This window comes from Aestuariibius sp. HNIBRBA575 (assembly GCF_040932005.1).
Lineage (GTDB): Bacteria > Pseudomonadota > Alphaproteobacteria > Rhodobacterales > Rhodobacteraceae > CANLNM01.
The window spans coordinates 39,119-53,333 of the sequence record NZ_CP162415.1; the positions used below are offsets into that span (position 1 = coordinate 39,119).

Below are 14,215 nucleotides of genomic sequence, written 5' to 3' on the forward strand. Positions count from 1 at the left end.
ATACTATCCGTCGATGGGGCTTAGCGGTGGGACAAAACGAGGCAGCACGTCGATGGTGTGAAGGAACATTTCTTGCAATCGGACTTCGGCTTCGGCCTCGGATTCGCCGGGCATGATTTGGGTGGTCAAACGCACCAGCGCCCCATCGGTGCGCTGCACAGTCAGCCCATCCCATAACAGCAGCAATTTGGCGCGAAAATCCCACGCCACGTGGCGGCCATGCTGTTCAAACCAGTAATAGACCAGCATCCGGGATTCACCCTTTTGGATGACAGCACGGTTCAGGCGGAACTCTTCGCTCAGATCCAGCTGCGGCCCAACGTCAATCCGATCCAAACTGGCAATTTCCCAACCGGCACCGGGCAGACAGATTTCGGGGGAATGAATGCCGCCTTTGGTTTGGTCTTCGTAATAGGCCGAAAAGAAATCGACCGGAATGGTGCCCGGTTTGCGGAAACTGGCCCCATAATAATCATCCGCCGCAAGGCTGGCTTCGATCGCGGCCCCATAACGGGGGGATGGCGTGGCTTTCCAATCCTCAAAGCTGAGCGGGTAAAGCGCAAAGGGATCGCGATCGACCAGCTGTTGTTGGGCCGTTGGACGCAGGGCCCAAGCACCCGCCATGACAGCTGTGATCAGCGCCCCTACGATCAGCGCACGGGACGGTTCCACCAAACGGATGCGCAGGAATTGCGGCCACAGCCCATCTGTGTCCAGATCCAACGCTTCGAGCAGGGACATTTTATTGCGCTGAATTTTCAACATCAGCCAGGCCAGCACAAACAGCAGAATGACGCTGGCCATAAAGATCACCCAGCCTTCAAAGAAGTGGCTGAACCCTTCCAGATAGCCTTCGCCCAGATGTTGGACCAACACGCCGGCAATGGCGATACGGACCGAATTCATCCCAACAGTGATTGGGGCTGCAGCCAGCAACAGCACCGCTTTGTGCCAGGTGGGGCCGCGATACAGCACAGCAAAGACATAAGAAAACGACATGATCGGGAACAGGTAGCGCAGGCCGGAACAGGCTTCGGCGACGTGTAATTTGATCACGCCCAGATCAATGATGTTGCCGTCCAAAAACACCGGGACATTCAGCAATGTCAGCAAGGACACACCCAGTTCGGATGAAATTCCCTGTAGGACGGTCGACAATTTATAATAGATCACACCGGGCAGCGGCAGCATATAGACCAGATGTAAAACCGGGGGCCAATGATGTTTGCCCTGCGCCCAGCCAAATGAAATCAACAGGATCGCCCCGACCCACAGGATGGTGGCATAGGCGACCACATCGCTGATCTGAGACAGCTTGCCCAAGGCGCCAAACAGCAAAGCGATGATCAATAGGATCAGACCGGGCCAGCGGTTGACCGGGCCGGTTTGAATAGGGTCGGTTTTCAATTGGCGCAGGAACAGCAGCGCCGACAAAACCGGGATCAGCGGCCCATGGCTATATTCCGGGGTGGCCCAGGCCAGGCGCAGCGCATCCAGACCTTCGTAGAAAAACACCCCCGCTGCCAAAGTTGCCAGCGCCAGCCAAAACATCCCGGCCGTGCTGATAAATGTCTGTGGGCTTGGGCGGGTTGTGGCTGTGTCGGTCATAAAGGGCCCAATAATCTATTGGCGCAGGGATATCCCGGCCTGTACTCAAATTAGCTTATGAATGTGCTGTCGACAAAAGAAAATCCCCCACTGCCGGCGGGCAATGAGGGATCCAATCTCGAAAAAGCCGAAATTAGGCTTTTTTGTTTTTCCGACGCTTGGCAAAGGCCAGCAGACCCAGCGCACCAGCGGCCAGTGGCAGGCCAGCAGGAACGGGTACAGGTGGAATATAGCTCGTGTATTCAACCAGATAGGCATAAACGTGGTTGCCGTTATTGCCGTTCACATCAACCCACTCGCCAGTGCCGTCTTCTAGGAACACGTGGTCCTGACCCGCATAGTTCGACTGCGGAGCGCCGTTGCGCCAGTTGGTATATGTGAATGGGTTGCCAGCTTCTGGACCATCGATCCATTCAAAATCGCCTTCAACAGCCATATCGTTGCCACCGGTCCAGTAACGGGCCGCGTTGCCAAATGTGGATTCGATGAACGCTTGTTCCGCGGCGTCAGTGATCGTGACCAAGTAGCCACCCAACGACATCGCACCAAGGAAAGCGCCAAAATGTGTCTCTTGAGTTTCGACAACTTCGTACCAGTGGCCGTTACCTGCGAATTGCACCGGAAGTGCAGATGCAGCTGAGCCCGCGGAAATTGCGGTCGCTGCAAGAATGGTTTTTGCAAAATTCATTTCAATTTCCTAACCCATGCGGCCAGCTTTCTGACCTATTCACCCTCAAGCCGACAGCAAAGCATGCGTGACCTTTCGGGAAATTCCTTAACATCATTAATATAATTTTCATCAAACGGCAAAGATATTGTCGGCCGTTAACCAAAAAAACGAAGGTTTTTAAGGATATTTGGGCGCTTTCTGCGAGAGCTAATGTAGTAGACGCAACTCTTGCGTGTGTTTTTGTGTCTGTGCCCCAATTTTACGAATCGAAGCACGAATCTAGGAATTTTGCCGGGGCAAAGCGGCCATTGTCGTCATTCCGGCAACAAAACCACCCAGATGCGCCTCCCAGGCGAGGCCGCCATCCAAGGCATAATACATCACCACATTGATGAAGGTCAGCGCCGTTAAAGGCCAAATTAAATCCCGTATATAATCGCGCCAGGTCGGGTCCGGTTCTGAGGCGTCCCGCTCTGTTGTGCGCAGCCAGATCACGGCCCCGGCCAAGGCAAACAATGCCCCTGACGCGCCCACCATTGGAAACGGGCGTGTGGTCAAAACCGCATGGCCCACCGCCCCGCCCAGAACCCCGGCGCAATAGATGGCAATAAACCGACGTGGGCTGACATCTTCGAGCAGGGTGCGTCCAAGCCCCCAAAGCGTGAGCGCGTTCATGCCCAGATGCAGCATTCCGGTATGCACAAATCCATAGGTGAAAAACATCGCAATGGTCTGACCGGGATAATTGGGCCGCCAATCCCCCAAAAGCCCGGCCCAAAACGCAAAGTTTTGATACATCTTGCCGCGCAAAAACGGCAAATCGCCCCCCAAAAGACCCAATAAAAACAACAGGATTTCCGGCAAAGCATAAAGACACAAAAGACCAATCAACAGGGCATGCCCTATGGTGTTTTGAGTGGGATTATGAACTGACCCTGCGCCCGGTTGGGCCATGTTGCCTGCCTTGTTTCATATATGTCCTGCCCCTTAGATAAGGGGGCAACACGCAAATGACAGCCCCCTCTTGTGGGGGCGATCGGTTGGTTTCAGGCCTAATGTAACCGACCCAGGGACCGCTGGAAGGAAATGGTGATCCCGTTGGAATGGGCGGTTTCATCTGCCGTATTGCGCGAAAACCGACGTTCCAGCGCGACCGATAGCGTGGCATCATCGTTCAGCTGGCGCTGATATGTGGCGCTGGCCTGGGCACTAAACTGGTCGTCGATTTCAAACGCGTCATGGCTGGCGCTCAGGCCAAAGTTCAGCTGGGATTGCGCATTGAGCTGCTGGATCATCTGCCCGCGCAACTGGCTGCGTTCCGTCACATCGCCGTCATTGGCCACATTGGCCTGACGTGACAGGCCCAGCGTCACGGCAGCATCCGGGCGGTCGATCCGCAAATCCAGCGTGCCAATCCAGGATGTGGCGTCATCTTCGCGCCAGACATAGCCGAGGCTGGATTCGATTGTGCCCAGTGACCAATCCGCATCCCGGGACAGGGTCAGGGTCTGGCGGGTGCCCCCTGCCTTGACGGTTTGATCCAGGGCAATGCCGTATTCGCCGCGCCGATCCTCACGGAAGGCGGCGATGGACCATGTCGACCCATCTTGTTGCGTGGTGTCGCTGGTGGTTTGCGTCTCTACTGATCGTTGGCCAAAAGACAGGTTCAGACGGGTGACCTGATCCAGCTGAAAATCCGTGCTCAGCCGGGCGGCCTGTGTGATCCGCTGGGTGTCGTCGCTGTCATCCACATTGTAGTCAATGTGTTCCAGAACCAACCGCGTGGTGATGGCCGGGGTCAAATCCGCGCTGATCGACAGGTTCCAATCCTGTTCCAGACTGTCATCATTTAGCAATGATGCGCCGGTGGAATGGTGGATATCCTTGGCGTCATAGGCAATCTGATAGCGCAGCGGCATATCAATCCCGCCCTCAAAGTCGAGCCCCAGATTGGTCACTGCGCGGGTGCCGTCGGTTTGGGAAAACACAGGCGTGCCGGTGGAATCCAGCGCCAGCGTCAGGTCCGAGACATCAAAGCGCTGGTAATTCAGGTCCAGCCCAACGGCATGCCGTGATGCGCGGGTATCAAAGCCCAGCGTCAGGCGGGGATCATCCAGCGCCAGCGCGCCATCCTGCGTGGTAAACCGGGTATCCGCGCCCAGCGACATCTGCGTGTTGCGCAGGTTCTGGTCATATTGATAGCCCAGCTGCCCCAGAAACTGGCTGGCACCGCTGGCATCAGATGTGTCCAGCGATGGGTTGCTGTCGGCGTCAAACACCAAACCATAGGTAAAGGTGGAATGCGGGCCTTGGGCGTCTTGGGCCAGAATGGGATAGGCCCCGCCAGCCCCGATTATTGCACAGCCCGTCACGGCCATAACGCGCCCCATCTGACGACGGGGGGCGGCGGTATTTTTCAGATATTGCATGGCTTATTCAAACAGGCGGCGTTCAGGCACCACGATCACGTCCCCGGCCGTCAGGCGGGTCGCGCCGGAAATACCCGTGCGGTTTTTGTAGTCAAACAAGAACACCCGTTCGGTTTCCGTTTCGCTGTCCACGCGGCGCAGTTCGACCCGTTTGGTGGCGGCAAAGCGGGTGAACCCCCCGGCTTGGGCGATGGCCTGTAGCAGTGTGATGCCTTCTTCGACGGGCATGGCACCGGGGCCTTCGACTTCGCCCATGATATAGACCAGTTGTGGTTCGTCGGGTTCAGGGGCCACCGGGGCGGGGGGCGGCGCCAATTGGGCGACGCTGACATAAACGGTGGGCCGGGATGCAAAATCACCGGCAATCCGGTCGGTGATGCGCACGCGCAGACCTTCGGCGGTCATGCCAGAGGCGCGGATGGACCCGGCACCGGGGAAATTGATGGTCCCGTCAGGCAGCACCAGCAACACCCGGTTCAGAGCGTTGTCTTCGACAACTTCGATCTGCAATTGGTCGCCGGGTTGGATTTGATAGGCCAGTGCTGCGACTGGCAACAGCATCAAAAGACCCGCAAAGAAGGTGGTGAATAATCTGGTCATGCCTCAATCCATTTGGAATTGTTTTGTTCTTTATACGCGTAAATGTCGGTGAAATCACCGACAAGTCCTGAAAACGGCTCTGACATGGGCGAAGTGCGGCCCAAAGGCCGCACCGATTGGCCCAGTCCGGGGCGATTAGCGCGCCAGATCCGCGACGGCCTGTTCCAGTTCCTGCCCCAGTTCGGGATAGGCGCGCGCGCCCTGTTCCAGCAGGTTCTGTGCCGTTTCATAGGCCTGTGCGGCGGCGGTTTTCTGACTATCTGCTGCCAGCGCCCGCCCCAGATGATACCAGACGACGGGCTCTTCGGGCAGGGCCGCGGCCGCGATATCCAGCGCCTCAAGCGCGTCGTTGACTTCGCCACGCTGCAGGGCGATCCAGCCAAATGTATCCAGCAAAGCAGGCACCTGAGAGCCGCGCAGACGGCGTGCCAGCAGCCAGGCCCGGTCCAGACTGGCGGGATCACTACGGCTGGTGGACAGCAGGCTGGCCAGATTGTTGGTCACCAGCAAATCATCCCCATTGCGTTCATAGAGCATCTCATAAAGCGCAATGGCGGCGTCGAAGTCTTCGGTTTCTTCGTGCAACCCGGCCTGCATCAACGCCAAAGCCCGGCTGTCGGGCAATGCGGCGCGGGCTTGGGTCAGGACATCGGTGGCACCGGGCAGATCGTTGTTCTGACGCAAAGCCGCATAAAGCGCGCCCCAGCCGCCTTCGAATTCAGGATGGGTGGCGGTCACATCACGGATCTGGGCCACGCCGGTTTCCTGATCGCCATTGGCCCGGATGATCTGGGCCCGCAGCAACAATACTGCGGGTTCATCGGGATAGGTCTGGGCCAATTGCATGGCGCGATCGGTGGCATCAGGCAGTTGGCCGTTGCGGATCAGATCGCGGATAATGGCGATTTCTGCATTATACTGGCCTTCGGATTGGCCAGCCAGGGATTGCAGGAACGCACTCAGCGCGTCGGTCTGTTGGGTCTGTGACAGCAGTTGCGCCTGTAGCTCATTGGCCACCGCTTCGCCTTCGGCCCCCGGAAAGCCCTGACGGATGGCGTCAATATCCTGCTGGACACGACCGATGTCTTCCATTGCTAGGTGCACACGGGTCAGGGCCACCAGCAATTGCAGATTGCTGGGGTTCTGACGCAGGGAATCCAGCAACAGCGATTCGGACGACACATATTCCTGTTGTTCATTCAGATAGGCGGTATAGCGCAGGGTTTCATTGGGGCCGCGATTGGACATTTCTACAGCGCGCGACAGCATTTCCGCCATCAATTCAATCCGTCCCTCGCGGCGATAGGCCGAAGCCAGCAACGATACGGTTTCTGAATCATTGGGTGAATTGGCCAAAGCTTCGCGCAGGTTGCGGATCGCTTCGGCGGTTTTGTCGTCGCTGATCAGCCAGAGCGACCGCATCTTCAACGCCTCGACCTGCCCCGCATCATGGTCCAGTACCTGTTCGATCAACGCGCGTGCGCCGACATTATTGCCCACAGCGTCGCGCATCCGGGCCAGTTGCACCCGGATTTGGTTTACATCTTCGGACGGTTCCATCCCATCGATGGATTGCTCTAGTTCAGCCATGGCCGCGTCCTGATCCCCATGGGCAAAACTGGCCCCGGTTTTGATCATAATAAAATCCAGCAGGTTCGCTTCTATGTCTGTGGGCAACGGCGTTTGGTTCAGCATGTCGGTCAGTTCCGCCAGCATCACCTGACTGGATTTGGCCTCGCCCAGAATGCGCAGATAGATCAGCCGGTTATCGGCAATGTCACTGTCGGGATCAATGCGGCCGCGAAGCCATGACAAAGCGTCGTCAATACGTCCGGCCCGCACGTAAAAATCCATCAACATCCGCTGTACGTCCTGATCTTCGGGAAACAGGGTGGTCATATGCAGCAGCTGGGTTTCGACCTCAGGGCCCATGCCCAGCAGGTTCAGCGATTGCAGCTTGGCCAGATTCAGATCGCGGTCCTGAGGGTGATGTTCCAGCCCCAGCTCGGCCTGATCCAGACTGTCATTCGGGCGGTTGTCCCGCAGGGCACTGGTGATCAAAATCCGGTGCACAGACAGCAATGTCGGGTCCTGTGCGATCAGGGCCGTGGCGCGACGTGTGGCATCGGCCTGACGGGCCAGATCATTGTCCAGAACCGCTTTGCGATAATCCAGCGCCGCGAGAATCGCCAAGGCCGGCACATCCTGATCATCAATCGATGTGATCGTCCCGGCATATTTGGCGGCTTCTTCCCATGCGCCACTTTCAAAGGCGAGCGTCGCCAGAGCGCGGTTTGCCTCTAGGTCCTGTGGGATGGATTCGATGATCTGAACATATTGCCCAAACGCATCCCGTGTGCGGCCCTGTTCCATCAGAATTTCGGCAAACATCAGCCGCGCATCCCGTAATGTCGGGTCACGCAGCAACGCGTTACGCAATTCCACCAAAGCGCGGGATTCATCCCCTTGGGCCAATAATTCTTGCGCCGTTTCGAAATGTTCTGCGGCGCGTTCCTCGGCGGATTTACATGCAGCCAATCCAAGGGCCAGTGTCAGGACAAGAAAAATGCGGGTCAAAGAAATCTCCAAGAGATAAGAAGCGAAAAAGGACGGTGAGACCAAAGAAGATGGCTCATAAATACGCGGGTTTGCTAGGTCCTGTCGTATAATGGCAAATTACAATTTAACAAAGTTGGTTTTCATCTTTGCAGGGCTTGGCAGGTTTCTGTAAGGAATGCGAGGCCGGTTCTTTTGGGCCGTCTATATATTTATTGGGGTTATAAATGGCGTCAGAGCGACTTTATCTGGAACATTTCGGATTTTCCGAGAGACCCTTTACTCTATTGCCCGACCCGGATTTGTTGTTTTGGTCGTCTCAGCACCGCAAAGCATTTGATGTGATGCAATACGGATTGTTCACGCGATCCCCGGTCACATTGCTGACGGGGGAAATTGGTGCGGGCAAAACCACGCTGGTTCAGACCCTGTTGCGTCAGATGGATGACGGGGTCACGGTGGGTTTGATTTCCAATGCGCAGGGCGGGCGGCATGATCTGCTGCGCTGGGTGCTCAGGGCGTTTGATCTGCCGCTGGAACCTCATGCGGATTACGTGACTGTGTTTCACGCCTTTCAGGATTTTATGCTGGCCGAATATGCGGCCGGGCGGCGGGTGCTGCTGATCGTCGACGAAGCCCAGAACCTGTCCCAAGAGGGGCTCGAAGAGGTGCGGATGCTGACCAATATCAATTCCGGCAAAGATGAATTGCTGCAATTGCTGTTGGTGGGCCAGCCCGAATTGCGCGACACGGTGCGCCATCCCAATATGCGCCAACTGGCCCAGCGGATTACCGCGGCCATCCATCTACAGGCGCTGACGGCAGATGAAACCAGCGATTACATCCATCACCGGCTGACCAATGTGGGCGGCACCGGTACGGAAATCGCCGCCAGTGCCATTGCCATGATCCACGAACATGCGGGCGGCATTCCCCGTATTCTCAATCAACTTTGTGATTTGGCTTTGCTTTATGCTTGGGGGCAGGATCAGACCAGCGCCACCGCCGAGGATGTCCAGAGCGTGATGGAATCGGATGTCTTTCTGCGCAGTACAGATCAGGAGACGCGGCCATGATGACAGAAATCCGGTTTTACCTCGCGCTGTTCTGGCGTCGTCTGCCGCTGTTTCTGCTGGTGTTTCTGTCCTTGTCCGCGATTGGGGTCTTTGCTGCGTTCAGCCTGCCCCCGGTGTATCAATCTCAGGCTCGCCTGCTGGTCGAAAGCGCGCAGATCCCCGGCGATCTGGCGGAATCGACCGTGGATGTGGCCGCGCGCGAACAATTGCAGATCTTTGAAACCCGCCTGCTGACCCGTGACAACCTGTTGGATGTGGCCAACCGGCTGCGCCCCTTTGCCGATCAGGGCCGCATGAACCCGGATGAAATCGTAGAGGCCATGCGCAGTGCCACATCCGTGCGCAGTTCTACCGGGCGGGATCAGGCGACGCTGATGACCCTGTCCTTTGACAGTCCGCGCGCCGGGATCACGGCGGCGGTTCTGGATGAATATCTGACCTTCTTGCAAGAAGAAGACGCACAATATCGGTCCACCCGCGCCGGTCAGACCGAACGGTTTTTCCGCCAAGAAGTGACCCGTCTGGGCGACGAATTGTCCCAACAAAGCGCGCGCATTCTGAGCTTTAAAAACGAAAATGCCGCCGCCCTGCCTGAGGGGCTGAATTACCTGCGTACCTTGCAATTGAATGTGCAGGATCGGATTGCCCAGATCGACCGCGAAGTGTCTGGCCAGATTGAACAGCGTGAACGGTTGATCCAGGTGTTTGACGCAACCGGACGCACGACCGCGCCGACCCCCACCCAAATGAGCCCCGAAGAGCGTCGTCTGGCTGAAATGCGTGTGCAGCTGACCGACCTAGAAGCGGTCTATTCAGACACAAACCCAAGGGTTCTGGCGTTGCGTAATCGGGTTCTTCAGCTGGAACAGAGCCTAGATACGACCCCTGCAACCGAAACCGAAGTCGAAGCCCCCCAAGACCCGGCGCAGATTATGTTTGGTCTGCAAGTGTCAGAAATCGAAACCCGACTGGAACAGCTGGCCGAAGAAAAGACCCGCTACGAAGCCCAATTGGTCGAGATCGAAACATCCATTGCAGCCACCCCGGCCAATGCCATCGCGCTGGAGGCGTTGAACCGGGATTACGACAATATTCAGGCCCAGTATAACACGGCTGTTGATCGGCTGGCGCGCGCGTCAACCGGGGAACGGATTGAAACCCTGTCCCAAGGTCAGCGTGTGACCGTGATCGAACAACCGGCCATTCCGTCGGATCCTTATAAACCCAACCGCAAACTTGTGGCCGCGGGCGGTGTTCTGGGCGGGGCGTTTGCCGGGATGGGGCTGATTGTGGCGCTGGAATTCCTGTCCAGCGCAATCAAACGTCCGGCGGATTTGGTCCGGGGCATGGGGATCACCCCACTGGCGACCATTCCTTATATGCGCACCCGTCGTGAAAAACGCCGTCGGTTTGCGATGCGCAGCTTTGTGGTGATTGTGATTTTCCTGACCATTCCGGGCGGGCTTTATGCATTCCATGTGTATTATATGCCGCTGGATGTGGTGATCGCGCGATTGGCGTCGCGTTTTGGCTTTTATTTGTAAGGGGACGGGTCTGTGGAAAAACTGCAACGTGCATTAGAAAAAGCCCGCGCCAGCCGCCAAGGTCAAACCGAAGCCGGGCCTGTCACGCAGCCCAGATCTTCGGCTTTGCGGGCGGGGCATCCGGCCCCTGTTGCCCCGTCTGGTAACGCAGATGTCTGGGACAGCTTGCCGCGGATGAATGTGGATCTGAAAACGCTGGCCAAGAACCGGATCATTGCCCAGGACGGCGTTGCCGAAGCCGGGTCCTATGACCTGTTGCGCACCCGGTTGCGCGACGAGGTGCAGCGCAAGAAATACAAACGGATCGCCATCACGTCTCCGGCGCCGAATGCAGGCAAAAGCACCACATTGACCAATCTGGCCTTTGCTTTGGGGCGGTTGCCGTTTCAACGCACGATGGTGTTTGATCTGGATTTGCGCCGCCCGGCGATGCACCGATTGCTGGGGCAGCAACCTGCCTCGGATCTGGGACAGGTGATCACCGGGCAGGTGCCTTTGCAGGACAATGTCCAACGGTATGGGGCCAATCTGGCCTTTGGCTTGAACCGGGGCCCTGTGTCACAATCGTCTGAATTGCTGCAAAGCCATCAGATGGAAACCTTTCTCAGCGAAACGGAGCAGGCCTATGAACCTGACCTGATGCTGTTTGATATGCCGCCGTTTCTGGTGGTGGATGATGCGCTGGGGTTTTTGCGTCACATTGATGGGGTGATTTTGGTGGTCGAAGCCGAACATACCCCGCCCAGCCAGATCGAAAAAATCGAAGAACGGCTGGTGGGGTTGACCAATCTGGTGGGGGTTGTGCTGAACAAATGCAATTTCCCCGAAGATGGGGATCGCAGCAAGTACGGCTATTCCTACGGTTATTCCTGATCGCTATTTATATTCGATCAGCCCGGCGGGACGGTTCAGCAACCGGCGCAGGTGAAATTCCAGCACACCCTGCCCTTCGGCGAATTTCGCCAATGTCAGCAATATCGCGGTTTGCCACCCCAGTTTGGTGAACCCGTCCCGTCGTGCCATGCGCAGGATTTGGGCGGGATAGACCCAGATCAGCATCAACGCCCAAGGGCTGATCAAACTCAAAAATACGATCAGCGCCGGTATCCCCAGCCCCCATAGGGCCGAACGTTTTGTTTCGCTGACAAAGTGTTTTTCAGGCGGGGATCCGTGCAAAAAGGCCCCTTCGGCAAAGGCATGACCGGATCGCCGGGCGCGTTTCCAATATTGTGAAAACCGGGTCATGGCCGCGTCATGCAGCGCCATTTCCACATCGATCCGCCAGATTTTCCACCCTTTGGCACGCAGACGCACACACATTTCAGGCTCTTCGCCTGCAATCAAACCGGGATTATAGCCGCCCACCTGTTGCACAGCGTCAAAACGCATCAAGGCATCGCCGCCACAGGCGCGGGCCTGCCCGATAGGCGTGTCCCATTCCCGATCACATTGCGCGTTATAGAGGGATGCGTCGGGAAACCGTTCCCGCCGCCGCCCACAGACCACGGCGATATCAGGATGGGCGATCAGATGGGCCTTGGCTTGATCCAGCCAACCGCCCTGCAATTCGCAATCCCCGTCCAGAAATTGGACAAATTCAGGTGGATTAGAGCCTGAAAGCTGCGCAATGCCCGCATTGCGCGCCCGGGCTGCGGTGAATTTTTGGCGCATGTCCAACGCCACAACTTCGACGCCGCGCCCCTGTGCCATTTCCACGGATCCATCAGTTGATCCGCTGTCCACATACACAATCCTGTCAAACCCGCGCAGGGATGTCAGACATTGCACCAAACGATCGCCTTCGTTGCGGCCAATCACGATGGCGGCGATGCTTATAGGGGCGGAATGCATCAGGATGGATCCGGGTAGATGCCGGAGAGCTCTGGGCGATCTGGGAACATTCTAAGCAGTTTTTGGCGATCCGCGCGAAATGTTGTGATCAGATTGTTGCGCATCGGAAGGGGTAGGCTGGGTCGATTTTGAATCTGACGTTTGGCCTTCACAACATCGCGCAGGCTTTGGGGGACAAGGCTGCGGCGCAACCAGGTTGCGACCGGGTTGCCGATCAACAACCGATCCAGTGGGCGTTTACGGATACGTTCGCTGGACACGTTTACTCGGGCTTGATCATTTTGCCAGGCCAAATCAGGTCGTTGTAGGAACTGGCCCACCTGCATTAGCATCGCTTGGGGATCTGTTTTGAGTTGTGCCATGTTAAGGATTAGAATGTTATCTGAGCCATAGGCATCCACCCAAGGAGAAATTTGGGTCCCATATTCACTATAAGCCTGTAACTCCGGATGGCGCGTGACAGCCTGTTCAATCGGACCCTGCATGACACCTTGAGTCCATTCGTGAATATAATGGGAGATCAGGCGTTCAATTGGATCACGTAGGATATAAATCAGTTTTGGGGTCGCGCCACTGGCCAACAAGCGTGGAAGTGTCTCTGGATAGGTTGGCAGCTTGGTGTAGTGTGTGCTGGCTTCGCCACATAGATCACCGGTCTGGGCGGTTGAATAGAGCGATTGATACCAGTCGTGCCCCCGGGAAAATTCGGCATCATCAGAAAAGAAATTGGGTTCCTTTGGGGTGGTCATGAACAGACCTTCTTGAGCGCTAAGCTGCGCGGCAAGTGTTGAAGTGCCACATTTCATGGCACCAATGATGATGAAGTCGGGGAGAGAGGGAGGCTGATTCATACTATTTACTCGGGTGCGCGAGAGGCCCCAAGTGGGGAGCTGAAATTGGTCCAGATATCACGCCATTCAGCTTGGTGCGCTTTGGGAGGGGTACGCGCTAAGAGGAGCCGGGCCCAGGCAATGCCCCGCCCCATACTCCACGCAATATTGGCCGCCAACAATCCCAGATGACCGTATCGTTGATACAGAAACCTGGTGCGAGACGCGTAATAGTAACCAGGAAGGCGCTTTTTCTGCGCGGACAAGCTTTTGACAGGGGCTGATCCCCCTCGAAAGTGCACGGCGACCGCGTCTGGGATATAGGCGATTTTCCACCCTGCCCTGGCCGCCCGTAGACAATATTCGGAATCTTCAAAATATAGAAAATAGCCATCATCCATCAATCCAACATGTCCAAGCATTTTTCCGGACAGCAAAATACAGGCAAAACTGGCCCATTCGATCTGGGTGGGATCAGGCGGGGTACCCAATGCAATCTGGGTGTGTCGCAACATCGTTGAAATCAGCCCGGTCTTTGCGCCCCGATCCAGCTCCGACAGAATTGAAGCGAACCGGAAACAGCTGATTTGCGCCTGGCCATCCTCATGTTCCAACCGGGGCGCAAACAGGCCAATTTCGGGTTGGCTTTGTGCTGCGTTCAAGATTGCACTGCAGAAATTGGGCCGCAACACCGCATCAGAATTCAGGATCAGATAATACTTTGCACGGGCTGCGGTCAGGCCCAGATTATGCCCCCCGGAAAACCCAGTGTTCCTATCCGATTGAATGAGGGTAACCCGGTCAGATTCCTGAGATGTCTTTATCCAATGGTCAATTGTTTCAGCAGATCCGTCATGCGAAGCATTATCGATGACAACAACCTTCACAGATAGGTTTGGGCGATGTGCATCAAGGTCTGCAACGACAGAATTCAGACAATCCAATGTCATCTGTGCTGTTTTGTAATTGATGATAGAAATCAGCAACTCATAAGGGGGGGCGGTTGCGTCTCCAAAGTCCATGGCAAGTATATTTTCTCCGGAAAAAAGCA

12 protein-coding genes are annotated in these 14,215 nt (G+C 56.4%); 3 read left to right on the forward strand and 9 right to left on the reverse strand.

The window, feature by feature from the left end; translation table 11 throughout:
* Nucleotides 1-3: 3 nt before the first annotated feature.
* The 6 genes from xrtD to AB1F12_RS16935 form a co-directional block, all read right to left on the reverse strand.
* Nucleotides 4-1,608: a VPLPA-CTERM-specific exosortase XrtD gene (xrtD, locus tag AB1F12_RS16910; protein ID WP_368188467.1), complete on the reverse strand. Its 1,605-nt coding sequence runs from the start codon at nucleotides 1,606-1,608 to the stop codon at nucleotides 4-6.
* Nucleotides 1,609-1,741: 133 nt separating this feature from the next.
* Nucleotides 1,742-2,296 (reverse strand): lectin-like protein, encoded by a 555-nt coding sequence (locus AB1F12_RS16915; protein WP_368188468.1) that lies wholly within the window; start codon nucleotides 2,294-2,296, stop codon nucleotides 1,742-1,744.
* Nucleotides 2,297-2,557: 261 nt separating this feature from the next.
* The gene (locus tag AB1F12_RS16920) at nucleotides 2,558-3,232 is read right to left on the reverse strand and encodes a rhomboid family intramembrane serine protease (RefSeq protein ID WP_368188469.1); all 675 of its coding nucleotides are present in this window, start codon (nucleotides 3,230-3,232) and stop codon (nucleotides 2,558-2,560) included.
* Nucleotides 3,233-3,330: 98 nt separating this feature from the next.
* Nucleotides 3,331-4,707: a hypothetical protein gene (locus tag AB1F12_RS16925; RefSeq protein ID WP_368188405.1), complete on the reverse strand. Its 1,377-nt coding sequence runs from the start codon at nucleotides 4,705-4,707 to the stop codon at nucleotides 3,331-3,333.
* 3 nt (nucleotides 4,708-4,710) lie between these two features.
* Nucleotides 4,711-5,307, reverse strand: coding sequence for a polysaccharide biosynthesis/export family protein (locus AB1F12_RS16930; protein ID WP_368188406.1), 597 nt, complete (start codon nucleotides 5,305-5,307; stop codon nucleotides 4,711-4,713).
* A gap of 135 nt (nucleotides 5,308-5,442) precedes the next feature.
* Nucleotides 5,443-7,884, reverse strand: a complete 2,442-nt coding sequence (locus AB1F12_RS16935) for a tetratricopeptide repeat protein (protein ID WP_368188407.1) — start codon at nucleotides 7,882-7,884, stop codon at nucleotides 5,443-5,445.
* A gap of 206 nt (nucleotides 7,885-8,090) precedes the next feature.
* On the opposite strand from AB1F12_RS16935, the gene AB1F12_RS16940 reads away from it, so the two are divergent.
* From AB1F12_RS16940 to AB1F12_RS16950, 3 genes are read left to right on the forward strand one after another with little or no spacing between them, the layout of a single operon-like run.
* The gene (locus AB1F12_RS16940) at nucleotides 8,091-8,939 is read left to right on the forward strand and encodes an ExeA family protein (protein WP_368188408.1); all 849 of its coding nucleotides are present in this window, start codon (nucleotides 8,091-8,093) and stop codon (nucleotides 8,937-8,939) included.
* The gene (locus tag AB1F12_RS16945; RefSeq protein WP_368188409.1) at nucleotides 8,936-10,483 is read left to right on the forward strand and encodes a GumC family protein; all 1,548 of its coding nucleotides are present in this window, start codon (nucleotides 8,936-8,938) and stop codon (nucleotides 10,481-10,483) included. Before AB1F12_RS16940 ends, AB1F12_RS16945 begins: the two co-directional genes overlap by 4 nt.
* A gap of 12 nt (nucleotides 10,484-10,495) precedes the next feature.
* Nucleotides 10,496-11,356, forward strand: a complete 861-nt coding sequence (locus tag AB1F12_RS16950) for a CpsD/CapB family tyrosine-protein kinase (protein WP_368188410.1) — start codon at nucleotides 10,496-10,498, stop codon at nucleotides 11,354-11,356.
* A gap of 3 nt (nucleotides 11,357-11,359) precedes the next feature.
* On the opposite strand, the gene AB1F12_RS16955 is transcribed toward AB1F12_RS16950, so the two are convergent.
* The 3 genes from AB1F12_RS16955 to AB1F12_RS16965 are packed head-to-tail and all read right to left on the reverse strand — an operon-like array spanning nucleotide 11,360 to nucleotide 14,186.
* Nucleotides 11,360-12,334, reverse strand: a complete 975-nt coding sequence (locus tag AB1F12_RS16955) for a glycosyltransferase family 2 protein (RefSeq protein ID WP_368188411.1) — start codon at nucleotides 12,332-12,334, stop codon at nucleotides 11,360-11,362.
* A complete protein-coding gene (locus AB1F12_RS16960; RefSeq protein WP_368188412.1) occupies nucleotides 12,334-13,185 on the reverse strand; it encodes a sulfotransferase domain-containing protein in 852 nt (283 codons plus the stop codon). The genes AB1F12_RS16955 and AB1F12_RS16960 overlap by 1 nt, the downstream gene beginning before the upstream one ends.
* Nucleotides 13,186-13,190: 5 nt before the next feature.
* On the reverse strand, nucleotides 13,191-14,186 hold the full coding sequence (locus AB1F12_RS16965; RefSeq protein ID WP_368188413.1) for a glycosyltransferase family 2 protein: 996 nt from the start codon (nucleotides 14,184-14,186) through the stop codon (nucleotides 13,191-13,193).
* Nucleotides 14,187-14,215: the final 29 nt, after the last annotated feature.

What these genes read in the sequence shown, in the direction of transcription:
- xrtD (WP_368188467.1), bottom strand. Translation starts at nt 1,608, where the DNA reads ATGACCGACACAGCCACAACCCGCCCAAGCCCACAGACATTTATCAGC.
- AB1F12_RS16915 (WP_368188468.1), bottom strand. Translation starts at nt 2,296, where the DNA reads ATGAATTTTGCAAAAACCATTCTTGCAGCGACCGCAATTTCCGCGGGC.
- AB1F12_RS16920 (WP_368188469.1), bottom strand. Translation starts at nt 3,232, where the DNA reads ATGGCCCAACCGGGCGCAGGGTCAGTTCATAATCCCACTCAAAACACC.
- AB1F12_RS16925 (WP_368188405.1), bottom strand. Translation starts at nt 4,707, where the DNA reads ATGCAATATCTGAAAAATACCGCCGCCCCCCGTCGTCAGATGGGGCGC.
- AB1F12_RS16930 (WP_368188406.1), bottom strand. Translation starts at nt 5,307, where the DNA reads ATGACCAGATTATTCACCACCTTCTTTGCGGGTCTTTTGATGCTGTTG.
- AB1F12_RS16940 (WP_368188408.1), top strand. Translation starts at nt 8,091, where the DNA reads ATGGCGTCAGAGCGACTTTATCTGGAACATTTCGGATTTTCCGAGAGA.
- AB1F12_RS16945 (WP_368188409.1), top strand. Translation starts at nt 8,936, where the DNA reads ATGATGACAGAAATCCGGTTTTACCTCGCGCTGTTCTGGCGTCGTCTG.
- AB1F12_RS16955 (WP_368188411.1), bottom strand. Translation starts at nt 12,334, where the DNA reads ATGCATTCCGCCCCTATAAGCATCGCCGCCATCGTGATTGGCCGCAAC.
- AB1F12_RS16960 (WP_368188412.1), bottom strand. Translation starts at nt 13,185, where the DNA reads ATGAATCAGCCTCCCTCTCTCCCCGACTTCATCATCATTGGTGCCATG.
- AB1F12_RS16965 (WP_368188413.1), bottom strand. Translation starts at nt 14,186, where the DNA reads ATGGACTTTGGAGACGCAACCGCCCCCCCTTATGAGTTGCTGATTTCT.